We start from the raw sequence: 24,659 nt of genomic DNA, 5'->3' as shown, positions 1-24,659 counted from the left end.
ATCCTCCCGGCATCCACAAGCGCTGACGGACACACCGACGACGAGGTCACTGCGAGTCACTGGCGATTAACCGCGGCGGGCAGCCAGCGGATCTCGGTGCGGGTGCAGCAGTAGTCGTCCGCAGGGTCACTAATTTTGAGTCACTTACAAGCACTGTGCAGTTGACGCTTCCCTACGGAGCAATGCCATGTTCTCGAATACGACGACGTTTCTGCACGCACTGCCGCGCCGTTGCCCGCGCGCCCTCGCCCTGGGATGCACGGTTGTGCTGGCCTCCGCCGTGACCATCGGCTGCGGCGGCTCCGGGCCCATGGCGCCGGATCCAGCGGGCGCCACGGTCACCGTGCTGGCCCAGGGCGGGCCACTGCACGGCTCCAACGGCATCTACTTCGGTCCGGACGGAAATCTGTACATCGCCAGCGTCGTCAGCTCGCAGATCCTGGCGATCGATCCGGAGAGCGGCGCGACGGTCGCAAGCTATGGTCCGGAAGAGGGGGTCAACGGGCCCGACGACCTGACATTCGACGCGGACGGCGCGATGTACTGGACCGACATCGCCGGCGGCGAAATCGGCAAGCGGACGGCCGACGGTGTGACGAGCATTGTCGGCGCGCCCGGCCCCGGTGCGAATCCCATCACGTTCTCCGACGACGGGCGGCTGTTCATCTCGCAGTGCTTCCTCGGTACGCATCTGTTCGAGATCGATCCGAACGGCGTCGAGGAGCCGCGCCTGATCAATGACGAGCTGGGGCCCGGCTGCGGGCTCAACGGCATGGACTGGGGCCCGGACGACAAGCTGTACGGCCCGCGCTGGTTCAACGCCGAGGTCGCCCGCGTCGACGTGGACAGCGGCGAGGCGGAGATCGTCGCCACCGATTTCGGGATTCCAGCGGCTGTGAAGTTCGACTCCCAGGGGCGGCTGCACGTGCTCGACACGCTGCGCGGTGAGGTGGTGCGCATCGACCTCGACAGCGGCGACCGTGAAGTCGTCGGGCGGCCCGGCGTTGGCCTGGACAACCTTGCGCTCGACGCCGACGACCGCATCTTCGTGTCAAGCTTCATGAACGGCTCCATCGTGGAGGTGACCGGCCCGGACACCACACGCGACGTGCTGCCCAGCCACGTCAACTCGCCCGGCGGTCTGGCCATCACGCCCTCCGGCCGGTTGTTCCTGGGCGACGGGGGAGCGCTGCGCGAACTCGACCCGGTCACCGGTGAGAACCTCTACAGCGCGGGCACCATGGTCACCGACGTGGGACGGGTGGCCTCCGTCCAGCCGTACGGCGACAACCTCGTGCTGTCCGGCGCCGGCCCTGCACCGGGCACTTCAATGATCACTATCTGGAATCCGGACGCGAACGAGGTGGTTGCGCGTTTCGAAGGGTTCCAGCAGGCGGTCGACGCGCTTGCGGTCGGCGACGACATCATCCTGACCGAGTACGGCACCGGTAGCGTGCTGCGGTTCAACACCGCTGCGCCGGATGACCGCGAGACCATAGCCAGCGGCCTGGAGGCGGCGGCCGGCGTCGCGGCCCACGGCAGCGACGTGTACGTGACGGACCGCAGCGGGTCGGTGCTGCAGGCGCTCGACGACGGCGAGCCGCTCGCATCGCCGCGGCAGGTGGCCAGCGGCCTGGCCGGCCCCGAGGGCATCGCCGTGGCCGCGGACGGTGGCCTATTCGTCGTGGAGGTCGAAGCGGACCGCGTTTCGTGGGTGAACCCCGAGTCGGGCGATACGGTCGTGGTGGCCGAGGGGCTGGCGCTCAGCGGACCCGAGCGGCGCGCGCTCGGACCCTCGACCACCATCGGCGAGCTGTCCGGCATCGCCGTCGGCGCTGACGGCGCGCTATACGTCTCCGCCTACCGCGACAACCGCGTCTACCGCATCGAACTGTAGCGAATGGCGCCGTCACCGCGCGAGCTGGCGATGCCAGGCGCCGAATGCGACCTCGAAGGCGCGCTCCAGGGTTCCGAACGCGCTCCACGTTTCGAGGCCGGCCGGCGGCCGGAAGCTCGCCGCCGCTTCCGCGGGCGACTGCCCCGCCGCGAACGACCGTCGGCTCTCGGCCTCGATGGCGTCGAGCAGCGTCGTGTACTCGTCCAGGGCGTCGGCGTCGAGGAGCGGCCCGTGCCCGGGCACCATCGTCGCGGTGCGGCCGGCCAGCAGCGCGCCGACATTCCGGTCGAGGTCGATCGGCGTCGCGTGGACGTAGTTGGGCACCACGCCGTTCCATATCAGGTCGCCACAGAACGTGATGTCGTCGACGACAGCGATGATGTCGCTGGCGGTGTGGCCGGCGTAGGGCGTGATCGCCACCTGCCGGCCGCCGAGATCGATGGTGGTCGGGCCGTCGGCCGCGACGAGCGTCGCGGCCTCGAGCATGTCGCGCGCCTCGTGCGCGTCCGCGGACAGGACAGTGTCACGCGTCGACGCGGTCGTCCACAACGTGGGGCGTGCCCCGGGCGCGCCGAAGCCGCTCAGCCCACCCTGATGGTCGCCGTGGTGGTGGCTGAGGACGACGTCCGTCGCCGGCCGCCCCGCCAGGATTCGCGCCTGCTCGGCCACCCACGCGCCGCCGTCGGCCGAGCCGAACCCCTCGAACACCAGCACCCGCTCCCGACCCGCGATGATGCCGCCGTTGCAGAACGTGGCGTACGAGGTACGGTCGTCGGGGCTCGGGGTGGAGACCACGGCCCAGACGCCGTCGCCGACCGCCTCGATTCTCGCCCACACCTCGCGGGCGGCGAGGGCGGTCTGCGCCCCCGACGTCCGTCGCCGGCCGGCCGCGAGCCAGGCCGCGGCGCCGAGAAAGCACCGAAGAACACTGCGTCGTGTCATCCGTCCGTTCCTCCGGGAAACATCAGGAACATGCCCTGGAGCAACTCGTCTATTTCTGGGAAACCGGCCTCATTCTACAGGGGTCATCAAATCGCCGGCCTGGCAGGCCGCTCGGCGCGCGCCCGCGTCCGCGCTTCCGCGATCTCTTCGGGCGTCATGCGCGCGGCGACCTGGTCGCGCAGCGCGCGGGCCGACTCTCTGCCGGCCGTAGCCGCCAGGTTCAGCCACACATAGGCGGAAATCTGATCCTCCGCGACGCCGTGCCCCACGACGTACGCTGCCCCGAGGACCTCCTGCGCGCGCGCGTCACCCTGCGCGGCGGCTGACCGGGACCAGCGGGCGGCCTCCGCGTAGTCCTGCGGCACGCCGTTTCCGAAGTAGTACGCGGCTCCGAGAAGACCTTCCCCGATGGCGTTCCCCTGGTCGGCGGCAAGCCGGGACCAGCGGACCGACTCCTCATAGTCCTGCTCGACGCCGCGCCCGAAATAGTACGCCTCGCCCACGCGAGCCTGCCCGACGGCGTTGCCCTGCTCCGCGGCGAGCCCGGACCAGCGGACGGCCTCTCCGTAGTCCTGCGGCACGCCGCGTCCGAAGTAGTAGGCCTCTCCGAGGACGCTCTGCCCGAAGGCGTTTTCCTGTTCCGCGGCGAGCCGGGACCAGTGGGCGGCCTCCCCATAGTCCTGCGCCACCCCGAACCCGTAGTGGTACGCCGCGCCGAGCAGACCCTGCGCTCGGGCGTCCCCCTTCTCGGCGGCGGGCCGGGACCATCGGACCGCCTCCCGGTAGTCCTGCCTGACGCCGTTCCCGAAGTAGTACGCCGCGCCGAGCAGGGCCTGCCCCTCGGCGCTGCCCTGCTCCGCCGCGAGCCGGAGCCAGTACACGGCTGTCCGGTAGTCCCGCCGCACACCGCGCCCGAAGTAGTACGCATGTCCGACGTGGGCCTGCGCGACGGCGCCTCCCTGTTGGGCGGCAGCCCAGAGCCAGCGGAAGCCCTCGCGATGGTCCTGCGCCACGCCGACCCCCAGAACGTACGCTTCTCCAAGGACGGTCTGCCCGATGACGTCCCCCTGCTCGGCCGCGAGCCGGGACCAGTGGACGCCCTCTTCCGGATCCTGCGCCACGCCGTTCCCGTAGAAATACGCCTCTCCGAGCAGAGCCTGTCCAAAGGAGTTGCCCTGGTCGGCGGAGGGCCGGTACCAGTCGACCGCCTCGTCGTAGTCCTGTTCGACACCGAGCCCCATGTAGTACGCGTGCCCGAGGAGGGCCTGCCCTTCGGCGTCGTCCTGTTCGGCCGCGAGCCGGAGCCAGTTCACGGCGGCTCCGTAGTCCTGCGCCACGCCGAGGCCGTAGTAGTGGGTGTGCCCCAGCAAAGCCTGCCCGGCGGCGTATTCCTGCTCGGCCGCGAGCCGGGCCCAGCCGACCGCCTCGCCGTAGTCCTGCTCCACGCCGAGGCCGTGGTAGTACGCCGCGGCGAGGCGGGTCTGCCCCATCGCGTATCCCTGGTCGGCCGCGAGCCGCGACCAGCGGGCCGCCTGGTCGTAGTCCTGATCAACCCCGTGCCCGAAGAAATACGCTTCCGCGAGCAGAGCCTGTCCGATCATGTGTTCCTGTTCGGCGGCGAGGCGGGACCAGTGGGCCGCCTGGAAGTAGTCCTGCTCCACTTCTTCGCCGAAGTAATGCGCCCGCGCGAGCACAGCCTGCGCATCGGCATCGCCCCGCTCGGCGAGAACCCGCGCCCGCTCGATGTCGATGGCGCCCTCATCGCTGCAGGCGGACCCGCCGGCCAGAAGCAGGACGGCCAGGAGCCCGATCAGCCGCCACGCCAGCCACTTCATCGCACCACCCCTACGACAGGTTAACGCCCACAGGTGGAACGTCAAGTGGAATGCGCCAACCACTCCGCGCCGACCGGGTTTCACCACGGCCTGCTAACCTTGCCGCCATGACGTCGCCGAGACGCGACTTCCGGCAGACCAAGATCGTCTGCACGCTGGGTCCCTCCACCTCCGCGCCGGACCGGATCGAACAACTCGCCGCCGCCGGCATGAACATCGCGCGACTCAACATGTCGCACGGCAGTCATGAGAGCCACCTGGAGGTGATCCGGCGCGTCCAGACGCTCAACCAGCAACTGGACCATCCGATCGCCCTGCTGTTGGACCTCCGGGGACCGGCCATCCGCACCGGCGAACGCCACGAGCAACTGTTTCTCGAGGTCGGCCAGGAGTGCTACATCAGCGTCGGCCCCACCGAGAGCCCGGAGGAGCGCACCATCCACGTCGACTATCAGGACATCGTGCGCCAGTTGACGGTGGGGGATCGGATCACGGTCGACAACGGGCTGATCAACCTGGACGTGCTGGAAGTGCGCGAGCGCGATCTCCGCTGCCGGGTGCGGGACGGCGGGGCCCTGGGATCGCGGAAGCACATCAACCTTCCCGGCGTGCGGGTGAACCTGCCGTCGATCACGGACCAGGACGCGGCCGACATCCGCTTCGCGGCGGAACACCACGTCGACTTCCTCGCGGTGTCGTTCGTACGCAGCGCCGAGGCGGTGCGCGACGCCCGGCGCGTCGTCGCCGAGGCCGGCGGGCACCCCATCCGCATCATCGCCAAGATCGAGAACCAGGAGGGCATCGACAACCTGGACGAGATCATCGACGCGGCCGACGGCGTCATGGTCGCCCGGGGCGATCTCGGGGTCGAGGTGGAGTTCGATCTGCTTCCGTCAACCCAGCGCGACATGGTGCGCCGCTGCGCGATCGCCGGAAAGCCGGTGATCGTGGCCACCCACCTGCTGGAATCGATGATCGACAACCCGATGCCGACCCGGGCCGAAGTCACCGACGTCGCCAACGCCGTGTACGAGCAGGCCGACGCGGTGATGCTGAGCGGGGAGACCGCGACCGGCAAGTACCCGGCGCGCTGCGTCTCCGTGCTCGACCGCATTGCCCGGCGCGTCGAGGAAGAACCCGGCCTGGAATTCCACCGCGACCGGGAGGCGAAATCGGTCCGCGATCAGTTGGCCCGGAGCGCCTGCCTGCTGGCCGATTCGCTCGGGTCCCGGGCGATCGTGGTCATGACCATGCGGGGCCTGATGGGACAACTCGTCGCCAGTTTTCGCCCGCGCGGCGCTACCATCTATGCCTTTACGACCACCGAGATCGTCCGCCGCCGGCTCTGGCTCTCACGATCCGTGGTGCCCTTCACGATCGACCTGACGGAAGAGCCGGAGCAGGTAGTGCTCCATGCCCTCGAACTCTTGAAGGCCCATGGCCGGCTGGAAAGCGGTGAACCCGTGGTGGTCGTGGCCAACGTCACTACCGATTTCGGCCACTCGAACGCCATTCAGGTACGCATGATCGAGTAAGCCGCGCCGGCGCGGACTTCCAGGCGCCGGCGCCAGGAGACGACCATGGCGCCGAGGCCCAGCCACGTGGCGGCAAGCCAGAACAGCCACCCGACCCAGGGGACGGCGAACAGCAGGTAGAGCGCCAGAACGCCGAGCGCCATCGACGCGTACGGCGACGCGCCGGGGCGTCCGGCCAGTCCGAGCAGGCGATCTCCGATCCAGACGGCAATCGGGAGCTTGGCGGTGTACAGGGCGAGGCCGAACAGGAGGATGGCGGCGAAGCCAACCGGCAATCCCACCAGGGTGATCATCACGATTCCCGCCGCCACCGGCACGAGCAGAAAGGCGGCGAACCCGAGCAGGGCGCTGAGCGTGGTCTCCTCGGCGAACGACGCGGCCTGCCGCTGCACGGCGCCACGGAACAGGGCGACGACGACGAGGCCGGTGAGCAACGCCGCGAGCGTCTGCCAGATCCAGAACACGGCGCCCCACGCGCTTCCACCCTCGCCGGGCTCTTCCTCCGGCGGCTCTTCGTAGCGCACGGCCCCCTCCACTTGAGCCGCTGCTTCGGGGCTCAGAGGCGCCCGTGTCTGGTAGTCGAGGTCGCCGGTGATGCGAGCACCGGGCTCCAGATCGAGACGGTCCGCAAAGATGCTGGCGTCGCCCTGCACGGTCCCGCGAATGACAACCACCCCGGCCCCCACCCGGACGCCGCCCTCGACCGTGCCATCGATCTCCATGTGGCTGGCGGTAGCCGTGAGGCCTTCTGCGATCCGCGCATTCCGGGTTACGAACACTTCGGTCGCCGCCGCCAGGAGATGCCCGTCGACTGTGGCGTCCACGTTCAGCGTCTGTCCAACGGCGCGGACGGAGTCCCCGATGGATCCCCGAAGGTCGACCGTGTTGGCCGCCGCAAACAGATCCCCGTCGACCTGCCCGCTGATCGCAATCCGGTTTCCCGCGCCGGCAATCAGGTCGCCGCCCAGCCTTCCGTCGACCCGGACCGACTCTCCCGCGCCGGCGTAGAGGTCGCCCTCGCGCACCGCGCCGCTCGGGATCGTCACCCGGGGACCGGCCTGGAACGACTGCGCCTCGACCAACGCCGGCGCTCCGGCGAACGCCAGGGCGAGACCCAATGCCGTTGCTGCAATGCGAAACATCGTGTTCCTCCCTACCGCGATCGTCGGTTTCGGCACGGACCGGTTCACCGCACCCTCGCCAGGACGAGCGTCACGTCGTCGTGAGGGGCAACGGGGCCGCGCCACTCATCCAGGGCGTCGAGCACGGCCTGGACGGCCGCGTCCAGGGGGCGGTCCAGGTGAGCCCGCAACAGCTCCGCCAACCGCTTCGCGCCGAACTCCTCACCGCCGGACGAAGGCTGCTCCGTCACACCGTCCGTGAACAGGGCGAGCAAGTCTCCAGGGACCAGGGACAGCGTTCCGGTCTCGTAGGTCATTCCCTCGAACAAGCCGATCGGCATGCCGCCTTCTTCGCACCGCAGGGTCTCCTGCCCCCGGATGACGAGGGCCGGCAGGTGTCCGGCGTTGCTGTAGGTCAGCCGCCGGGTGTCCGGATCGAAGTCCGCGACGAACGCCGTCGCGTAGCGCGACACGGACGACGAGCCGCACAGTGCGTCGTTCAGTCTCGCGTGAAGCTGCCCCGGGTCCGCCGCGGTGTGGAACAGGCTGCGCACCGAGGCCTGCAGGCTCGCCATCAGGAGGCTGGCCGGGACGCCCTTGCCCGAAATGTCCGCGATGACGAGCCCCGGGCGGCCGTCCACATGCTGCAGGTAGTCGTAGTAGTCGCCGCCCACGGCGATTGCCGGGCGGCAGACCCCGGCGAGCTCCAGTCCCTGGAAGCTGGGCACGGCGCGGGGAAGCAACTCGCGCTGGACCTCGCGGGCGACGTTCATCTCCCGCTCCAGCTTGTCCCGTTCCCGCAGCACGCGGTAGGACGCCTCGATCTGGCGGCGCATCCGGTCGTAGGTGCCGAGGGCCACCGCGACCCCCGCGGCAAGCGCCGCGTTGAGCGTCACGATCAGCAACACGGTCCGGTACTGGGCGAGCGTGAAGAACGGATCGGTAACAAAGACCGCCACCGAGCCGAAGACAGTGCCCGCCAGCACGAGGAGCGAATCGAGCGTCAGGCGCAGTGCGCTGTGCAACTGCGCAAGCAGCGGCGAGACGAGGCGGGCCGAGGTGTACGCGCTGTATCCCACCAGCACGGCGGAGAGGACGCTCACGCGCAGGATGGGAAAGAAGTCGACACCGGCGGCGAAAGAGATTCCGCCTGCCACCACGACGCCCACCGCGAGCCAGGCCGCCGTCCAGCCGAGCAGGAAGCGGTGACCCGGCGCCACCACCGCGGCGAACAGACGCGATGGGCCGCCAGATGCGTCAGGCACCGCTGCCGCGATTGCCTGGGTGGTCATGGCTGCCAGTTTACTCGCGTGCAACGCCTGCCGTGGACCCAGCGGTTTACGCTCGGTTCGTCACGCGATCCATCAGTTCGGGCAGGTTGACGAAACGGACCGCAACCCCGCCGTAGTCACGGACATAGGAGGTTGCCGTGTCATCGGTTACCACGAAGTTGTCGCCGTCCGGATATCGTGAACGGAAAGCCTTCAGGTTCCGTGCGTCGAAGCCGGCCGCGCGCCACTTGCACTCTATCGCCACTGTTGCGCCACCTCCGCGAACGAGCACGAAGTCAATCTCGTGCCCCCGCTTGTCCCGCCAGTACCGCACGCGCTGGTCCTGAGCGCGGCCCAGGTACTCGTTGAGTACGTAGTGCTCCCACAGGACACCCCGGTCCTCGTCCCGCAGGTGATCCCACCCCTTGAACAGACAGACGAACCCGGTATCGAACCCGTACACCTTGGGCGCCGCTACGATCTCCGAAGCACGGCGGGCGCTGTACGGTCTCACAACCTGCACGACGAAGGTGTCTTCAAGTACCCGCAGGTAGTTGACGACCGTGGTCCGACTGATTTCGCACGGACGCGCCAGGCGCGAGGCCTCGAAAACACCGCCGCTCTGTGCGAGCACCAGCTCTACAAACCGCAGGAACGACCAACGGCGCTCCACGCGAAACAGCTCCTGAATGTCCCGGGACCAGTACGAGTCAAGCCACTCCTGGAATCCGTGCTCGGGTCTTTGTGCGGCGAGAAAGAAGGGCGGCAGCCCGCCGTGCATGAAACGGTGATCGATGCCGCGACCGCCGAACTCCTCCTCGTCCTGGAGGATCATCGGCGTCAGCCGGAGATCGCGCTTACGGTCGGTGAGGGTGTCGCGGAATCGCCGCGAGGCGCCAAGGGACGACGACCCTGTAGCGATGACGCGAGTCCCGGGATGGTAGTCCGCGGCGATCTTCAGTAGCTCGGACGGATCGCGCAGGCGCTGGATCTCGTCGATCACGATCCGCCGACCGGCAACGTCGGTGAGGAAACGTTCGGGATCTTCCAATGCGCGCCGCGTGCTCGGCAGCTCGCAATCGAAGTACTCGACGCTTGGCAGCGACCGGCACAGGAAGGTCTTGCCGACCCGGCGAACTCCCGAAAGCCAGACCACCGACCTCTCGCCCCACAGGCGTTCGATGGCCTCGATCCAGTAGCGACGCCGGACCATATGACGCCAGAAGTAACATATGGTGCGACCAAACGCAACCCTAAATGACTTTTGGTTCGATCCGGTGCCCTGACTCAGTCGGGGCGGAGTTCCGGGAAGTACGTCGCATAGAAGCCGCGATCACGAGTCAGAAAGGCGTCGGCAGCCACGACGGCGTGCGCACCGATCAAGAAGTCGGTGATGATTCGTTCTCGCGAACCGCCAGCCTGACGATAGCGATCCCAGCGCACGCTGGCTTCATAGGCGATAGCTGTGTCGATGGGCGATGAGGTCACACCGACCTCCCGAAGCACTCTGTCGAGTGCGTTGCGGTCATCGAAGGCCGGGACCAGTTCCGCGTAGACCACGTCGCAGACGAGGATGGCGCCGCGATCATAGGCGGTGCGCAGCCGTTGCGCCGACTCCGGACCGTGATTCTCGTCAGGAAGGAAGATGTCGAGCAGGACGCTCGTATCAACGGCGGTGATCATCGTCCCCGGATGGCTTCAATGTAGTTGTCGGTGTTGCCGCGCCGCCTGAGCACGCCGTACACCCTCTCCACCGGGTGCCTGGAAGCCGTTCGCTTCTGAATGAGCAGGCCTTGCTCCGTCGGCGTGATCTCCACCTCGACATCGTGGTTCATGCCGAAACGGTCCCTCAGTGGTTTCGGGATGGTGATCTGCCCGCGTTCAGATATTCTCATGCGTATGGTATGAATTACAGAGTAGGAAAATCATATCACGTCCTAACCAACGCCACCCGGCCGGGATGCAACGCCGCTCGCTATAGTGGGGGTTGCGCCGCAGACTGCTAGGATGGGGGCGATGGCAATGGCGGCCTACGCTGGCCGCATCCCGACGTGCGGAGCGGTGACGATCAACGTAGCATTCTTCCAGGCACGGCGAATCAGAACGGTCGATACCGGGGACAAGCGATGACCATCCACTCCAACCTCAATTCGTTGCTCCAACGTCGGTTGGACCGCCGCGATCTGCTGACCGGCGGCCTGGCCCTGCTTGGCCTCGGCGCCGCACGCCGCACTTCGGGAGGCTCTCTCTTCCAACCGTCCGCGTTCCCCCTCGGCGTGGCGTCCGGCGATCCGACGCCGGACGGCGTCGTGATCTGGACGCGCCTGGCCCTGGATCCGTTGAACGGCGGCGGCATGCCGCCGGAGGACGTGGAGGTGGTCTGGGAGGTCGCGCGCGACGAGGGGATGACGGACGTCGCGCAGCGCGGGACGGCGATAGCGTCCCGCAGGCTCGGACACAGCGTCCATGTGGAAGTGGATGGGCTGGAGCCGGCGCGGTGGTATTGGTACCGGTTTCGGAGCGGCGCCGACGAGAGCAGGATCGGCCGCACGCGCACGCTGCCGGCGCCCGGAGCGCGGACCAATCGCCTCCGCTTCGCGTTCGCTTCGTGCCAGCACTACGAGCAGGGCTACTACACGGCGTACCAGCACATGGCGGAAGACGACCTCGACATCGTCTTCCATCTCGGCGACTACATCTACGAGTACGAAGGGCGCGACGGGCGTGTCCGCCGGCACACGGGCGGCGAGATCGAGCTGATCGAGGAGTACCGCAACCGGTACGCGCTCTATCGCAGCGATCCGGACCTGCAGGCGGCCCACGCGGCGTTCCCGTGGGTGGTGACGTGGGATGACCACGAGGTGGACAACAACTACGCGAACGACGTCTCGGAGGAGGAAGGCCTGCCGGCCGAGCTGTTCCTGCGGCGCCGCGCCGCCGCCTACCAGGCCTACTACGAGCACATGCCCCTGCGCCGGGCATCGTTGCCGAACGGACCTGCCCTGCAGCTCTACCGCGCCTTCGACTGGGGCGACCTCGCCTCGTTCCACGTGCTCGACACGCGGCAGTACCGCACCGACCAGCCGTGCGGCGATCGGCGCCGGGTCGTCTGCGACGGCATCTACGACCCGGCCGCGACGCCGCTGGGCGAAACACAGGAGCGGTGGCTCATGGATGGGTTGGATCGGTCCGCCGCGCGCTGGAACGTCATCCCGCAGCAGATCATGATGGCGCGCGTCGACTACACGCCGGGTGAGGGCGAGACGTACGGGATGGATGTCTGGTCCGGCTACGAGGTCGCGCGGCGACGGCTGATGGAGTTCCTGGCGACGCGGCGGCCGGCGAATCCCGTCGTCCTCACCGGCGACATCCACAGCAACTGGGTGGCCGACCTCCAGTTGGACTACCAGGATGCGGCCGGGCCGATCGTGGCCACCGAGTTCGTCGGCACCTCCATCAGCTCCAGTGGCGACGGCTCCGACGTCCGGGACAACACCGCCGCCCTGCTCGCCGAGAACCCCTGGATCCGGTTCTTCAACAGCCAGCGCGGCTACGTGCGCTGCGATCTGACCCCTGAGCAGTGCCGGGCCGACTACCAGGTCCTGGAGTACGTCAGCCGGCCCGGCAGCCCCATCTCCACGCGGGCGTCGTTCGTCGTCGAGGACGGACGGCCCGGCGCGCAGCGACTGTAGCCGCAAACGCTGCCGGCCAAGTGCACCGGCCAGGTGCGCCGGCCAAGTGCGCAGGCCGGGTGCGCCGGCCTCCAGGCCGGCAACCCGCGGAACCGCCGGCGTGGACGCCGGCGCACCGGTCAGTCGGGCATCAACGCGAACGTCCAGACGGATCCACCGGACGCCACCCGGCCCCGCGCGTACCGGTTGGCGAGGCTGCCCCCGAGCCCTGACGCCACGGTTATCTGCTGGCGGCCGTTCAGCATGTAGGTGATCGCCGTCGCATTGACGCTCGATCCGGTCTGGAACTCCCAGAGCGTCTCGCCGGTCTCCTCGTCGAGAGCGATGAACTCGCCGGTGATCTTGCCCGTGAACAGCAACCCGCCGCCCGTCGCCAGGACGCCGGCCGAGCTGGGAAAGTCGTGCATCGGGATCTCCCACTTCTTGTCGCCGGTCAGCGGGTTGATCGCCACGATGTGACCGAGCAGGTCGCCGGGCTCGACCTCCGGGAAGCGGTTGGTGACCCCCGTGTAGCTGGCCCCGAGGACCCGTTCCTGCGGCTCCGGCAGAAGCTGTTGGATGCGCGGCACATGCCAGGTCGTCGAGTAGATGAGGCCGGTGTCCGGGTTGAAGGCGATGGGCACCGCGTTGGTGCCGCGGGACGGCCAGATGTAGACCTGCTCGCCGGCCAGGAAGTCCCGGTAGAGGTCGGTCAGCACCGGACGCCCGGTCGCCGGGTCGATGTGCGTGGCCCAGTTGACGTAAACGTAGGGGTGCACGGCGATCAGCGAGCAGTCGGTCCGGTCGAGCGTGTACAGGAAGCCGTTCTTGTTGGCCTGGATCATCACCTTCCGCATTTCGCCGTCGACTTCCAGATCGGCCAGGACGTGCTCGTCGACGCCGTCCACGTCGTAGACGTCGTTCGGCGTGTACTGGTAGTAGCAGGCGATCTCCCCCGTCTTCGGGCGAATGGCAATCACGGTCGACGCATAGAGGCTGTCCAGCGCGCCGCGCGGCGTCGGATCGTACGGCTCCGCGTTGCCCGTCCCCCAGTAGACGAGGTCCAACTCCGGGTCGTAGGAGCCGGAGCGCCACGTCGGCGCCCCGCCGTACATCCACGCGTCGCTGTTGGCGGGCCAGGTTTCGTGGCCCGGTTCGCCCGGGCCGGGGATCGTGTAGCGGCGCCACAGCTTCTCGCCGGTGGCGGGATCCCAGCCGTCGAGGAAGCCGCGCGTAGTGGATTCCCCGCCCGCCATCCCGGAGATCAGCACGCCGTTGGCGATGACCGGCGCGCCCGTCGCGTAGTAGCCCTCCGACGCATCGGCGAACTTCTGTTTCCAGAGCTCCTCCCCCGTCTCCACGTCCAGGGCCAGGACGTGGTTGTCCACGGTCACGCGGAAGAGGCGGCCCTCGTAGAGAACTGGGCCGCCGCGGTTGAAGTTGCTGTTGCGCCGCGCGCCGTCTTCGAGGACGACCGGCGTGCGCCAGATCTGCCGGCCGGTCTCCAGGTCGATGGCGAAGGTCCAGCTTCCGTTGATCGTGTACATCACGCCGTCGTAGATGGCCGGTGCGGCCAGCTCGCCCGAGTTGTTCATCATGCTGGTGCTCCAGATCGGCACCAGCCGGTGAATGTTCGACTTGTTGATTTGTTCGAGCGGGCTGTAGCTCTTGCGGTCGTACCCCATGCTGTGGACGAGCACGTCCTCGGGGGTCCGCGCGTCGTTGATCAGGTCGTCCGCCGTCTGGGCGGGCCCGGGAGCCGGCCACAGTCCAACGAGGAGCGCCAACGGTCCGGCCAGATTCTTCATTCGGGCATCATACGGGGGCGCCACCAGACGATCCAGACGGTAATCGCGGCGCCTTGCCGCCCACCCACGGGGACCGCGCGAGAGGGCCGCGGTTGCGATACAGTGAGTCCGGCACCCGAGGAAGTGTGAGAAACGAGATGCCCGACTCGAAGGTCGTTCCCCTCGCCGACCTCGCCACGCGCATCCCCGACGGCGCGGCCCTGGCCCTCGGCGGAAGCTTCCTCCACCGCGGTCCGTTCGCCCTCGTGCGCGAGCTGATCCGCCAGGGCCGGAAGTCGCTGGAAATCATCAAGCAGTCGCCCGGCTACGACATCGACATCCTCTGCCGCGCCGGCGCCGTGGCCCGGGCGCGGGCCGGCATCGTGGCCATGGAAGGCCACCTCGGCCTGGCGCCGGCGTATCGCCGCGCCGTGGAGCGGCAGGAGATCGAACTGGAGGAGCACGCCTGCATGACGCTTACGGCGGGGCTGCGCGCCGCCGCCTACGGCGTGCCGTTCCAGCCCGTCGGCGGCGTCCACGGCTCGGACCTGCCCGCCCTGAATCGGTGGGCGTCGGTGCCGGATCCTTACGGCTCGGGCAAGGACGTGTGGGTCATTCCGGCGATCCAGCCCGACATCTCGGTCATTCACGTCAACGAGGCGAACGCTCTGGGCGATGCGCGCGTCTACGGCACGTTCCACTGGGACCGCGTCCTCAGCCGCGCGGCGAAACGCGTGTTCCTGGTGGCGGAGTCGCTCGCCCCGGTGGAGTCGTTCCAGGAACGTCCGGAGCTGACCCTTATTCCCGGGTTTCTGGTCGAGGCGGTGGCCGTCGTGCCGCGGGGAGCGTGGCCAGGCTCGTGCTGGCCGCTCTACCCGGTGGACTACCCCGCCGTCGAGACATACATGCAGTCCGAAGGCCTGGAGGAACACCTTGCGGCCGCGCCGGAGTCGGCGGCGCCGGAGCGCCGCGAAACCGTCCATGCCTGAATCGTCCGGGACCTGGTCCGCGTTCTCCTACGTCGTCACGAACCTCTCGCGATTCATCCGACCGGACGAAGTGACGTTCAGCGGTGTCAACTCGACGCCGCCGATGCTGGCATGCCTGCTCGCCAAGCGGGCCTACGACTTCGACTTCGTGTACCTCAACGTGGCAGGCGGCGTGCAACCGACGCCATCGTCGATCCCCCGCTCGAGCTCCGATCCGGTGCTGGCGGAAGGCTCCACCGCCATCTTCTCGAACGAGGACTTCTACGACCTCTGCACCCGCGGCGGGATGGACCTCTGCTTCCTCGGGGCCGCGCAGGTCGACGGCCGGGGCCGCACCAACGTGTCGGCCATCGGCGACTGGCACGCGCCGAAGGTCCGGCTGCCGGGAGGTGGAGGCGGCGCGGTGATGTTGCCGACCGCCCGGCGCGCGGTGACGTGGCGCACGGAGCACTCCACGCGCACGCTGGTCGACCGGCTCGACTTCGTGACCGCGGCCGGCGGCCTGCACGGCGTCGTCACGCCCATCGCGGTCTTCGAGAGGCGCGACGGGCGCCTCGCCCTCCGGTCCTGGCACCCGGCTGCCTCCCTCGACGAGGTGCGCCGGCGGACGGGGTTCGCGTTCGACGCGACCGGCGCGGCGCCGACTCCGCAGCCGACCGACCGCGAGGTCGCCGCACTTCGCGCCCTGGACCCCGAAGGGCAGTTCGAGCGCAACGCGAATGTGACGTTGCGGTAGCAGGTGCCCCGCGAAGCCCCCTCCCTGAGCCAGTTGCTGCGCGAGCGTGTCGCGCGTCATGCGCAAGGCGGGCGGACCGCGCTGATCGACACCGACGGCGCCGTCTCGTATGCCGAGCTTGGGGAGCGCATAGACCGTTGCGCCAGCGCACTGCCAGCCCTGGCGGGGGGCATCGCGCGCGGCGAGCTGGTCGGCGTGCCCGCGTCGCGCTCCGCCGAGTCCGTTGCGCGCTTCTTCGGCGTCATGCAGGCGGGCGCCTGCCCCGCCTTCCTGGAGCCCGACCTCGGCGCCGAAGCCCTGGCTCTGCGCGCGCAAGCGGTCGGCATGCGCCGCGTCGTCCTCGAGGAAGAGTCGGCCCCAGCCAGACAGGATCTGGAGCACGCCGGCCTGCGCGTGCATTCGGCGGGCGAGTTGCAACCGCAGTCGCGCCGATCCGCCGCGGCCGCGGCGGCGTCCCACGGCACGCTCGGGGGCGCCGACCTTGCGATGATGCAGTTCACCTCCGGCACCGCCAGCGGACGGCCCAAGGGGGCCTTGCTCTCGCACGGCAACCTGCTTGCGCATGCGCGAGGCATCATCGAGAGGACAGGACTGACCGAGCTGGATCGACTGCTGCACGTCATGCCGCTGAACCATACGAACGGGGTGAACAACCAGCTCATCGCGCCATTCCTGGCCGGGGCGACCGTCGTGGTGGCCGAGCGCTTCCGGCCGGAGGACATCGAGGATCAGATCGCGCAACACCGCGTCACCTACGTGACCGGCGTGCCGACGATGTACGCGCGAGTACTGCCGCATCTGCGCGGCGGGGCCACGCTCCGCTCGCTCCGGTTTCTCCGGTGCGGCTCCGCGCCCATCACGGCGCGGCTGCATGAGGAGGTCGAAGCCGCGTTCGAAGTGCCCCTGATCGTGTCCTACGGGCTGTCCGAAGCGACCTGCACGTCGGCGATGAACCCGATCGGTGCGCGCCGCGTCGGAACCGTCGGCACCGTCCTGCGCGGACAGCGCGTGGGCATCTTCCTTCCCGGGACCGGGCAGAGAGCCCCGACTGGCGCCGAGGGGGAGATCCGCATCGCCGGTCCCTGCCTGATGCGGGGCTATGCCGGTCGACCGACCGGAAGCGGCGCGGAAGGCGAAGAGGCCGAATCGCCGATTCGCGACGGGTGGTTGCGGACAGGCGACCTCGGACGCTTCGACGATGACGGGTATCTCGCCATCACCGGCCGCCTCAAGGAGATCATCGTGCGGGGTGGCGAGAACGTCTCACCCCGATCGATCGAAGACGTCCTGACCACTCATCCCGCCGTGGCCGCGTGCTGCGTGGTCGGACGGCCGGACGCCGACCTCGGCGAAGCCGTGGTGGCGTTCGTCGTGCGCCGCGGCGGCGCTGCGGTGGACGCCGCGGCGCTCTCCGCGCTGGTGGGCCGGCACTTGTCCCGGAGCCACGTGCCGGCGGCAATCCGGTTCATCGAGGCGCTGCCGGTGACCGCCGTCGGCAAGGTCGACCGCGGCGCGCTACGCGCCCGCGCCTAGTGCGCCGTCGGTGTCGCCAGCCGGTGCGCCACTCGGTGCGCCGGCCTCCAGGCCGGCATCTACTCGCCCCCTGCGAAGCCCTACTGCCCCTGCGAATCCAGGTACCGCTCGTTGGTCAGCGCGTGCTCGATCGCGTAGTTCCCCTCGTGGCAGGCGAACTCGTAAACGATGCCGGTGCCGGGTGCCGGCCGCATGAAGATGCGCGCCGTCCACGGTTCCGTCCAGGTGGCCGGATCGTCCAGCGTGTACTCGTACTGGAGCAACTCCGGACCGACCCGCGTGAACCGCTCGGTCACATGCACGTCGCGCGTCGAGCCGCCCGCGCCGCGCGACAGGTTCGTCGTCTCGACGACCAGCGTGTCGCCGTCCCAGTGCGCCTTCGAGGACCCCGTGGCACTTCGCGGGCCAAGCTCGGTCGGGGCCGCGTCGCCGATCGGAATCATCCGGGTCTCGTGGTACATCTCCTTGAGGATGGCGACGTGGCTCGGCGTCTGGAAGATCTGGTAGGTGCTGTTGTAGCCGCGCCCGCTCAGCAGGACGCCTCCCCCCATGCACCGGATGTTCGGATCGATGCGGGCCACTTCCTGCGCGAGGGTCGGCCGTTCGGGCAGGGGCGCCTCGCGCTCTGCCCGACGCTGCGCCGCCCGCTCTTCCGCCTCGGGAGTCCGGGGCGGGAGCCGACCGTTCGGCGGGTCGATGATCAGCGACGTGCGGTTCTCGAACCAGCGGCCGCTCATCCAGAACTGGTTGTAGCTGCCGGTCGACCGCCGGGCCGGCCGCGCGGCCTGCTGGTCGTTGTCTTCCGGCGCATCCAAGGCCGCCAGCGCGCGCCGGAACGGTGTCTCGCCGAAGATCGCGTCGCCTCCGACGGACGAGTAATCGTTGACGTGCGCGGCAAGCGCCGCCACTTCCTCGTCGGTAAGGAACTCCCGGTCGCCCAGCTCTTCCGGCCGCTGCAGCGGCGTCGCCGAGTCGCTTGCCCAGACCCCCTGCAGATCGGGCCGGCCGTCCGCCAGTCGCGGCACTTCCCATCCTTCGGGCGCCTGCGCCTGACCCGCCACCATCGGCGCCGCCACGAACGCCGCCGTCACCGCCGCCGCCACTGCCACGCGTGCCGCGATACGGTGTGTGCTCATCGTCTTCCTCCCGACAGGACGCGTCCCGTCCTCAGTCTGCTCGCCGCACTCTGCGGTACTGGACACGATAGGCCGCAGCGCCCCCGGACGCAAGCCGGCGAGAGCACTCCGCGGCAATTACTCGATTCCGGCTCGGCCGCAGGCGTCTTCCCACCCCTGGCTGCAGGCGCGCGCGTAGAGGTACGCGGGCGAAAGGTTGGCGATCGGACCCTTCGTGCCGCGCAGGATGATCGGGAAGTCGTCCAGCCCCGGAGGCGCCCGCCGGAACGCCCCCCGGCCGGCGATGAGTTCCGCGACGTTGCCGCAGGCCGGCTCGAAGCCCAGCTCGCACCCGCGCCGGAACGGTTCGGCTGCGTCCAGGGGATCCCGGCGCCGGGCGTCATCCCCCGAGCGCGCAAGCGCGACGTGCAGGACACCCGCCTCGTTGCACGCCCACGCCGACCCGCCGCGGCAGAACCCCGACTGCATGTCGGCGAGGTACGGACAGGCGTAGGGCCTGCCCTCCGCGCAGGCCTGCTGCCAGAACGGCGCCCACTGGCCGGGATGCCGGTCGCCCACACCCTGGGTGGCGCTCATCACCAGGAAGAGCCCGGCCCACGCCGCCATCCACGCGAGGTTCCGCCGGCGCGGCTCACGCCACCGGGCAAGGATCGCGCGATCGAATCCACCCAGCCAGCGCGACCGGGCTGCGCGGTCGAGAAGCTGGATTGACAGGTTCAGCACCGGAACCAGCAGCAGCTTGTCGTAGAACGTCGGGACGCCGGCGCGTCCGAGCAAGACGTACAGGGCGGCGGTCCCCAGGCCGTAGAGCACACCGAAGCAGACCCGGCCCAACTCGGTGCGCGGCGCGGTGGAGGGGTCGGTGAACAGGAGATGCATCCCGAGGAACACGGCGATCGGGATGTACGAGTCGTAGAAGAAATAGACGCCGGTCGACGCGAAGTAGAGCAGGCCGAACAGATAGGAGGCGGCGACGGCCGGCATCGTCATCGACGCCACGCCGAACAGGTACTGCCCCGGGAGCGCGACGAGGAACAGCACGAAGTAGATGTGCGGCGGATAGAACTGCGAAACCGCGATGTCCTGCCCCCAGGTCAGATCGCTCGTCCCCGTGAGGATCAGGCCGAGCGAGAAGACGGCCAGCGGAAACGACGAGGGATTGAAGATATGGACGCGGCGCCCGTTCTTGTTCCAGCGAATGAACTCCTTGGCCAGGAAGCCGAGCGCCACCAGCACGAATTGCAGGTAGAACCACTCGTCCCGGAACCACAGGAACAGATTGATGCTGAAGATGACCGGAACCGGCCCGAACCCCAGCGTGCAGGAATTGCCCCGCGACCAACTGAGGAGCATGGCGAAGGCATACGCAAACACCAGTTGCGCGGCAATGAGGAACGCCGCGTCGTAGACCGGGCGCCAGTGCCAGCCCCAGTAGGCGAAGACCGCCAACTGCGCGCAGGCCTGTACGTAGTGCTGCCTGCGGAGAGAAACCTGGAGGGTGAACGCCCGCCCGCGGCGGTGCGCGGTCGCAAAGAGAACGACGCCCCAGGCCAGCAGAGCCCCGCCCGGAACGAAGAACGACCACTGAAACGCCGGATCGTGTCTGACGGCGGGAAGGAAGCCGAACCCGGCGACGCCGCCCGCAACGGCCGCCACGAGGCCGAGGGCCGCCGCGGGCGTGAGTGTCATCGACGCCGCGACCGAGGAGCAACGCCGTTCAGCCGGGATGCATCGCCGCTCGAATGTAGCGGGGGTTTCACCACGGGCTGCTAGCGGCCCGGATCCACCGTGTCGACGCCGGGTCGGGCCAGCTCATACGGCGCGCCGGTGCCGGACGAGCCCAGGAACAGCTTGGTCCCGTCCGCGAACGTGATGTCGCGGCCGTTGGCGCGATTGGTTCCGTCCTTCGCCTGATACCCGTCGACGTGCACCTCGGTGCCGGGAAGGAGCGATTCCCGGGTGAAGCCGCGCCGGAACAGCACGTTCGGGGTCCCCCCCTCGAACGCCCACTCCTCGATCGTGCCGTCCTCCAGCCTGACGTCCATGTGAATCCACACGTGCGGGTTCACCCACTCGACCCGGGTAACCGTCCCGTCGAACTCCACGGGCAGGTTCGCGTCGAACTCGGCGGCGAACGCGTGATGCGCGGTGACCGGCGCCGTGGCGCCCGCCAGCAAGAGAGAAACGACTCCGACCGCCGCCGCGACTCCGATCGCCTGTCTCGCTGTCATTGCCTTGGCCTCCTATCGCCGATACCAGTCATGGAACGCATCGCCCTCCGGCACCTTGCGGGTGATGTCGACAATGATCGTCTCGCCTTCCCACCGCCTGACCAGTTGATCGCGGCGTACGTGCCCGTACATGAACTCTTCGGAGAACTCGATGCAGGGATAGTCCAGGACCGTGGCATTCGGCTCCAGGCGGCGATACAACGGCATGCCGATCGTCCAGGGCTCCGTGTACGTATTCGGGTCGGTCAGCGTCACCTCGTACCAGAGGGCGTCCGGTGACAGCGGCGTGTAGCGCTCTTCCAGCTCGAGCGCCTCGCTGTGATGGTTGCCGGCCCGATCCAGCCAGTTCTTCCCATTGAAGTAATCGACATTGACGACCAGCGTGTCGCCGTCCCATCGGCCGACCGAATGCCCCATGTACGTGTAGTCGGGAGGTCGCGCCACTTCGTCGAGGTGGATGACCCGTGCCGCGTTCGAGAAAGCGAACGTCATGTGGATCTTGTCCGTGCTCTGCACGATCTGGAAGGGATAGGGCATGTACATGGCGCGCGGCGTACCGGGCAGATAGCACTTCAACTCGGGGTCCCGGTCGATCCAGTTGTCCCGGTTCTCCTGCTTGATCGCCAGCGCCTCCGCCGTATACGGGATCGTCCCGTCGCCCTCGACGACGCCCATCGAGCCGGGCACCCCGGCCGCCGCCCCGAGCGCGACGACCGGCGCCGCCGGCACTCTGGCGTATTCATAGGGATACACCCCCTCCTGGGTCACCCAGGCCGGGAGCGCCTCGTGCGCCTGGAGATCCCAGTGCGCCTCGTTCAGCGCCTGCCACACCCCGTTGAAGTTGGGCCGGCCATCCGGCGTCTGAACCGGACGCGCAGCCGTCGGTTGCTGAGCCGGCGTCGCGGTGCCGGTCACCATGACGGCGACGGCGGCGCCGATCACGGCCGCGCCCATTGCGGTGAGAACCGTCGGACCGTTGAGATTTCTCAGCATGATCACAGCCCCTCGTCGGCCAGACCGCTCACGCACGTCGCCGTGTCCAGCGAGAAAGGATCCGGCCCCGTCCCTTCCTCGAACCGCTGGTCGTCCATCCTCGCCCCGATCAGCAGCGCCGGGAGACCGTAGTTTCCCTCGTGGCAGCGCGGCTCGTAGTAGATCCGATTCTGCTGATCGTCCTGGCGTTTCAGCTCCTGCCGAATCGTCCAGGGGGCGGTCCACACCGCCGGGTCCTCGATCGTCGCCTCGTACTCCAGCGTGTCCGCATCCACCCGCGTGTACCGTTCGGTCAGCCTGAGGTTCTCGGTCGAGCCCCGGAACGGAAACTTGGGCGAGAAATTCGTAGTCTCGATGACGAGGGTCTCGCCCTCCCAGTGACCGCGCGAGTCACCGTGCCGGAGACGAACGTGGCTCGGGGGATGCTCGCCGCCCAGATTGACGATGCGCTGGTATCCCTGGCCCTGCCCGGTGTCGATGCCGATCGCGATCGAATCCTCACCCTGCACGATCCGACGATGTCCCCTGGTGTCCGGAGTCGTTCCTCGCATGCACCGATCGCCCAGGCTCTGATCTTCCGGACCAAAGTGCCGGTTCATGCGCGAGGTGTTGTAGAACGGCGTGACGTCGAAACGGCGCGGCGACGGCAGGCCGTAGGTTCCGCCACGGCAGCCGGGGGCGTTCTTTTCGCACGTCTCGGTGTTCTGCAGCAGCATGAGGCGCCATTCGCGCTGCACCTCGGCCCATTGTTCCGCTTCGACCGTCAGCGGGGGAATCCGTCCGTTGGGCGGGTCGACGACGAGCGAGGTGCGCGGCCCGGCCGGTCTCGCCGAGGTAAAGACGGCGTTGTAGGCGCCAGCCACGTCACGAGCCGCGGCATTCGAACGTTCGTTGCGCCCGGGATTGACCATGCGCGCCTCATCGCGAGTCTGCCGCTCCTCGTCCGTGGCGAACTCGCGATCGCCAAGCGCCGAGTCACGCTCGAACGGCGTGTCGTACACGTCGAGCCAGATCCCCTCGAGGTTCGGGTGGCCCCACGCGGTGGTTTCGGACTGCCCCTCGACCGGAACTTCGGCCATCTGGAACACCCCGAACCCGAGGGCAAGCGTCGCCGCCACGCCGAACGACCACAATCGTCGCCTCATGGCAGACCTCCTCTTTTGCCTGACGAGTAACCGCCAATCGCCCGACTTCTACACCCGGCGAGTATTTCAGTCAATAGACCAATAGTATTAAACTAACTACCACGTGCACTTAATATGAAGCGGGTGGCGTCAAAGGCCTTATTGATATAAATGGCCCAAATAATTAATACGAAACCGGATAACGGCCCAGAGTCCCAGCGCCCCCTGATCGCCTGGCTCTCATCCCCTGCCGCGCACGGGCTCGACGCCCGCAAAGCGGTCGAACGGGTCGAGACCCACGCCTCGGTCGTCTTTCTGGCCGGACAGCGCGCCTGGAAGCTGAAGCGGGCCGTCCGGTACGACTATTTCGACTACTCCACCCCGGCGCGGCGCCGGCACTACCTGCTGGAAGAGCTGCGCCTGAACCGGCGGACCGCCCCGTCCATCTACCGCGCCGTGCGCGCCGTGCGCCAGACGCCCGACGGCGCATACCGGATCGACAGCGGCACGGGCCGCGCCGTCGACTACCTGCTTGAGATGCGCCAGTTCGATCCGGCGACCCAGTTCGACCGGCTGGCCGAACGCGGCGCGCTCGATCTGGCCTTGATGGCGCCCCTGGCCGATGCCATGGCCCGGTTGCACGAGACGGCCACGCCACGGCGGGATCACGGGGGCGCAGGGGCAATGCGCCGCGTGATCGAAGGCAATCGCGACGGCCTGGCGGCTTACGGCGCCGGCGCTCTCGACGGCGCGGCATGCACGCGGCTGGCGGAGTCGAGCCTCACGCTGCTGGATCGGTTGGGAGCCCGGCTCGACGCCCGACGCGCCGATGGCTTTGTCCGCCACTGCCACGGGGACCTGCATCTGCGCAACATCTGCCTCGTCGACGGCGAGACGACCATCTTCGACTGCATCGAGTTCGACGACGCGTTTTCCTGCATCGACACCTGGTACGACGGCGCGTTCCTGGTGATGGACCTCCTTGACCGCGGCCTCGGCGCGCATGCGAACGCCGTGCTGAACCGCTACCTCGACCGGACCGGCGACATCGACGGCATCACGCTGCTGCCGCTCTTCCTGTCGGTGCGCGCCGCCGTGCGGGCAAAGATCTGCGCTACGGCGGCGACGCTCCAGACGGACTCCGCAAACGCCGCGGGGTTGCGGGACGCTGCACGGTCGTACCTCGAGCTGGCGCTTTCGGTGATGGAACCGGGCGCCCCGCGGGTTTTGGCGATTGGCGGCATCTCCGGCAGCGGCAAGACAACGCTCGCGCGGCGTCTCGCTCCCGGGGTCGGGCCCGCACCGGGTGCCGTCGTCCTTCGGAGCGACATCGAGCGAAAGCGCCTGTTCGGCGTTCCGCCCGAGCGTCCTCTCGGCCCGGAAGGCTATACGACAGAGGCCAACCAGCGCGTGTACGCCACGCTGCTCGACCGGGCCCGCGCGATCATCGACGCCGGGCATGGCGTGATCGTCGACGCGGTCTGGCCCGATCCGAAAACGAGCGGCGCGATCGAGGCGGTCGCGCGGGACGCGGGTGTGCCATTCACCGGCCTCTGGCTCGACGCGCCGCTCGAGACGCTCGCGCGCCGCCTCGCCGGGCGTCGCCGCGATGCGTCGGAAGCGACGGCGGACGTAGCGGCCCGGCAGGCGCAACGGGTCGCGCGACCGGCGTCGTGGGTCCGGCTCGACGCGTCGGGTGGGGTGGACGCGGTGGCGGCAGCGGCGCGGAGCGCGTTGCGGTAGGCGCAGGGTCGCGCGTGTGCCGGCCTGGAGGCCGGCGCACCAGGCCGACACGCCAAGTCGGGTGCAACCAGGCCGGCGCGCCGAACCGACGAACCCGGCGGGGTGCGCCAGGCCG

The 24,659-nt window shown here is 68.7% G+C and carries 20 protein-coding genes; 7 read left to right on the top strand and 13 right to left on the bottom strand.

What is annotated here, in order from left to right; all coding sequences use genetic code 11:
- The first annotated feature begins 187 nt into the window (after positions 1-187).
- Positions 188-1,897, top strand: a complete 1,710-nt coding sequence (locus F4Y45_17135; protein ID MXY26229.1) for a hypothetical protein — start codon at positions 188-190, stop codon at positions 1,895-1,897.
- A 12-nt stretch (positions 1,898-1,909) separates the two neighbouring features.
- Here F4Y45_17135 and F4Y45_17130 read toward each other — a convergent pair whose 3' ends face one another.
- Both F4Y45_17130 and F4Y45_17125 read right to left on the bottom strand, forming a co-directional pair.
- A complete protein-coding gene (locus tag F4Y45_17130) occupies positions 1,910-2,839 on the bottom strand; it encodes a hypothetical protein (GenBank protein ID MXY26228.1) in 930 nt (309 codons plus the stop codon).
- Between the two features lie 86 nt (positions 2,840-2,925).
- Entirely contained in the window at positions 2,926-4,674 is a 1,749-nt protein-coding gene (locus F4Y45_17125) for an SEL1-like repeat protein (GenBank protein ID MXY26227.1), read from the bottom strand.
- 107 nt (positions 4,675-4,781) lie between these two features.
- Here F4Y45_17125 and pyk point away from each other — a divergent pair, with 107 nt between their 5' ends.
- On the top strand, positions 4,782-6,209 hold the full coding sequence (gene pyk, locus F4Y45_17120; protein MXY26226.1) for a pyruvate kinase: 1,428 nt from the start codon (positions 4,782-4,784) through the stop codon (positions 6,207-6,209).
- Here pyk and F4Y45_17115 read toward each other — a convergent pair.
- The 5 genes from F4Y45_17115 to F4Y45_17095 all read right to left on the bottom strand — a co-directional run bounded on the left by F4Y45_17115 (position 6,188) and on the right by F4Y45_17095 (position 10,496).
- Positions 6,188-7,351, bottom strand: a complete 1,164-nt coding sequence (locus F4Y45_17115) for a hypothetical protein (protein MXY26225.1) — start codon at positions 7,349-7,351, stop codon at positions 6,188-6,190. The two genes, pyk and F4Y45_17115, sit on opposite strands and share 22 nt — an antisense overlap.
- Before the next feature lie 44 nt (positions 7,352-7,395).
- Positions 7,396-8,622 carry a PP2C family protein-serine/threonine phosphatase gene (locus F4Y45_17110; GenBank protein ID MXY26224.1) on the bottom strand — a complete coding sequence of 409 codons (1,227 nt, stop codon included), beginning with the start codon at positions 8,620-8,622 and terminating at the stop codon, positions 7,396-7,398.
- A 46-nt stretch (positions 8,623-8,668) separates the two neighbouring features.
- Entirely contained in the window at positions 8,669-9,814 is a 1,146-nt protein-coding gene (locus F4Y45_17105) for an ATP-binding protein (protein ID MXY26223.1), read from the bottom strand.
- Positions 9,815-9,888: 74 nt separating this feature from the next.
- Positions 9,889-10,284, bottom strand: a complete 396-nt coding sequence (locus tag F4Y45_17100) for a type II toxin-antitoxin system VapC family toxin (protein MXY26222.1) — start codon at positions 10,282-10,284, stop codon at positions 9,889-9,891.
- A complete protein-coding gene (locus F4Y45_17095) occupies positions 10,281-10,496 on the bottom strand; it encodes an AbrB/MazE/SpoVT family DNA-binding domain-containing protein (GenBank protein MXY26221.1) in 216 nt (71 codons plus the stop codon). The genes F4Y45_17100 and F4Y45_17095 overlap by 4 nt, the downstream gene beginning before the upstream one ends.
- A 231-nt stretch (positions 10,497-10,727) precedes the next feature.
- Between F4Y45_17095 and F4Y45_17090 the strand changes: the two genes are divergently transcribed.
- Positions 10,728-12,293 carry an alkaline phosphatase gene (locus F4Y45_17090; protein ID MXY26220.1) on the top strand — a complete coding sequence of 522 codons (1,566 nt, stop codon included), beginning with the start codon at positions 10,728-10,730 and terminating at the stop codon, positions 12,291-12,293.
- Between the two features lie 119 nt (positions 12,294-12,412).
- Here F4Y45_17090 and F4Y45_17085 read toward each other — a convergent pair whose 3' ends face one another.
- The gene (locus tag F4Y45_17085) at positions 12,413-14,080 is read right to left on the bottom strand and encodes a PQQ-dependent dehydrogenase, methanol/ethanol family (protein MXY26219.1); all 1,668 of its coding nucleotides are present in this window, start codon (positions 14,078-14,080) and stop codon (positions 12,413-12,415) included.
- Between the two features lie 137 nt (positions 14,081-14,217).
- Between F4Y45_17085 and F4Y45_17080 the strand changes: the two genes are divergently transcribed.
- Genes F4Y45_17080 through F4Y45_17070 form a run of 3 tightly spaced genes read left to right on the top strand, consistent with a single transcriptional unit; the run spans position 14,218 to position 17,317 of the window.
- On the top strand, positions 14,218-15,048 hold the full coding sequence (locus F4Y45_17080) for a CoA transferase subunit A (protein ID MXY26218.1): 831 nt from the start codon (positions 14,218-14,220) through the stop codon (positions 15,046-15,048).
- Positions 15,041-15,784 (top strand): glutaconate CoA-transferase, encoded by a 744-nt coding sequence (locus F4Y45_17075; GenBank protein MXY26217.1) that lies wholly within the window; start codon positions 15,041-15,043, stop codon positions 15,782-15,784. Before F4Y45_17080 ends, F4Y45_17075 begins: the two co-directional genes overlap by 8 nt.
- A 3-nt stretch (positions 15,785-15,787) precedes the next feature.
- Positions 15,788-17,317 carry an acyl--CoA ligase gene (locus F4Y45_17070; GenBank protein ID MXY26216.1) on the top strand — a complete coding sequence of 510 codons (1,530 nt, stop codon included), beginning with the start codon at positions 15,788-15,790 and terminating at the stop codon, positions 17,315-17,317.
- Between the two features lie 80 nt (positions 17,318-17,397).
- Here F4Y45_17070 and F4Y45_17065 read toward each other — a convergent pair whose 3' ends face one another.
- The 5 genes from F4Y45_17065 to F4Y45_17045 form a co-directional block, all read right to left on the bottom strand.
- A complete protein-coding gene (locus tag F4Y45_17065; GenBank protein ID MXY26215.1) occupies positions 17,398-18,453 on the bottom strand; it encodes a hypothetical protein in 1,056 nt (351 codons plus the stop codon).
- Positions 18,454-18,570: 117 nt separating this feature from the next.
- Positions 18,571-20,142: a hypothetical protein gene (locus tag F4Y45_17060; GenBank protein MXY26214.1), complete on the bottom strand. Its 1,572-nt coding sequence runs from the start codon at positions 20,140-20,142 to the stop codon at positions 18,571-18,573.
- Positions 20,143-20,222: 80 nt separating this feature from the next.
- Positions 20,223-20,684 carry a hypothetical protein gene (locus F4Y45_17055; protein ID MXY26213.1) on the bottom strand — a complete coding sequence of 154 codons (462 nt, stop codon included), beginning with the start codon at positions 20,682-20,684 and terminating at the stop codon, positions 20,223-20,225.
- A 12-nt stretch (positions 20,685-20,696) separates the two neighbouring features.
- A complete protein-coding gene (locus F4Y45_17050; GenBank protein MXY26212.1) occupies positions 20,697-21,677 on the bottom strand; it encodes a hypothetical protein in 981 nt (326 codons plus the stop codon).
- 2 nt (positions 21,678-21,679) lie between these two features.
- On the bottom strand, positions 21,680-22,822 hold the full coding sequence (locus F4Y45_17045) for a hypothetical protein (protein MXY26211.1): 1,143 nt from the start codon (positions 22,820-22,822) through the stop codon (positions 21,680-21,682).
- 150 nt (positions 22,823-22,972) lie between these two features.
- Between F4Y45_17045 and F4Y45_17040 the strand changes: the two genes are divergently transcribed.
- Positions 22,973-24,544: an AAA family ATPase gene (locus tag F4Y45_17040; protein MXY26210.1), complete on the top strand. Its 1,572-nt coding sequence runs from the start codon at positions 22,973-22,975 to the stop codon at positions 24,542-24,544.
- Positions 24,545-24,659 lie beyond the last annotated feature (115 nt).

The organism is Acidobacteriota bacterium (assembly GCA_009838525.1).
Lineage (GTDB): Bacteria > Acidobacteriota > Vicinamibacteria > Vicinamibacterales > UBA8438 > VXRJ01.
Note: the sequence above shows the minus strand (reverse complement) of the source record. Positions and strands in the feature narration are given on the sequence as shown.

What these genes read in the sequence shown, in the direction of transcription:
- F4Y45_17135 (MXY26229.1), top strand. Translation starts at nt 188, where the DNA reads ATGTTCTCGAATACGACGACGTTTCTGCACGCACTGCCGCGCCGTTGC.
- F4Y45_17130 (MXY26228.1), bottom strand. Translation starts at nt 2,839, where the DNA reads ATGACACGACGCAGTGTTCTTCGGTGCTTTCTCGGCGCCGCGGCCTGG.
- F4Y45_17125 (MXY26227.1), bottom strand. Translation starts at nt 4,674, where the DNA reads ATGAAGTGGCTGGCGTGGCGGCTGATCGGGCTCCTGGCCGTCCTGCTT.
- pyk (MXY26226.1), top strand. Translation starts at nt 4,782, where the DNA reads ATGACGTCGCCGAGACGCGACTTCCGGCAGACCAAGATCGTCTGCACG.
- F4Y45_17115 (MXY26225.1), bottom strand. Translation starts at nt 7,351, where the DNA reads ATGTTTCGCATTGCAGCAACGGCATTGGGTCTCGCCCTGGCGTTCGCC.
- F4Y45_17110 (MXY26224.1), bottom strand. Translation starts at nt 8,622, where the DNA reads ATGACCACCCAGGCAATCGCGGCAGCGGTGCCTGACGCATCTGGCGGC.
- F4Y45_17105 (MXY26223.1), bottom strand. Translation starts at nt 9,814, where the DNA reads ATGGTCCGGCGTCGCTACTGGATCGAGGCCATCGAACGCCTGTGGGGC.
- F4Y45_17100 (MXY26222.1), bottom strand. Translation starts at nt 10,284, where the DNA reads ATGATCACCGCCGTTGATACGAGCGTCCTGCTCGACATCTTCCTTCCT.
- F4Y45_17095 (MXY26221.1), bottom strand. Translation starts at nt 10,496, where the DNA reads ATGAGAATATCTGAACGCGGGCAGATCACCATCCCGAAACCACTGAGG.
- F4Y45_17090 (MXY26220.1), top strand. Translation starts at nt 10,728, where the DNA reads ATGACCATCCACTCCAACCTCAATTCGTTGCTCCAACGTCGGTTGGAC.
- F4Y45_17085 (MXY26219.1), bottom strand. Translation starts at nt 14,080, where the DNA reads ATGAAGAATCTGGCCGGACCGTTGGCGCTCCTCGTTGGACTGTGGCCG.
- F4Y45_17080 (MXY26218.1), top strand. Translation starts at nt 14,218, where the DNA reads ATGCCCGACTCGAAGGTCGTTCCCCTCGCCGACCTCGCCACGCGCATC.
- F4Y45_17075 (MXY26217.1), top strand. Translation starts at nt 15,041, where the DNA reads ATGCCTGAATCGTCCGGGACCTGGTCCGCGTTCTCCTACGTCGTCACG.
- F4Y45_17065 (MXY26215.1), bottom strand. Translation starts at nt 18,453, where the DNA reads ATGAGCACACACCGTATCGCGGCACGCGTGGCAGTGGCGGCGGCGGTG.
- F4Y45_17060 (MXY26214.1), bottom strand. Translation starts at nt 20,142, where the DNA reads ATGACACTCACGCCCGCGGCGGCCCTCGGCCTCGTGGCGGCCGTTGCG.
- F4Y45_17055 (MXY26213.1), bottom strand. Translation starts at nt 20,684, where the DNA reads ATGACAGCGAGACAGGCGATCGGAGTCGCGGCGGCGGTCGGAGTCGTT.
- F4Y45_17050 (MXY26212.1), bottom strand. Translation starts at nt 21,677, where the DNA reads ATGCTGAGAAATCTCAACGGTCCGACGGTTCTCACCGCAATGGGCGCG.
- F4Y45_17045 (MXY26211.1), bottom strand. Translation starts at nt 22,822, where the DNA reads ATGAGGCGACGATTGTGGTCGTTCGGCGTGGCGGCGACGCTTGCCCTC.
- F4Y45_17040 (MXY26210.1), top strand. Translation starts at nt 22,973, where the DNA reads ATGGCCCAAATAATTAATACGAAACCGGATAACGGCCCAGAGTCCCAG.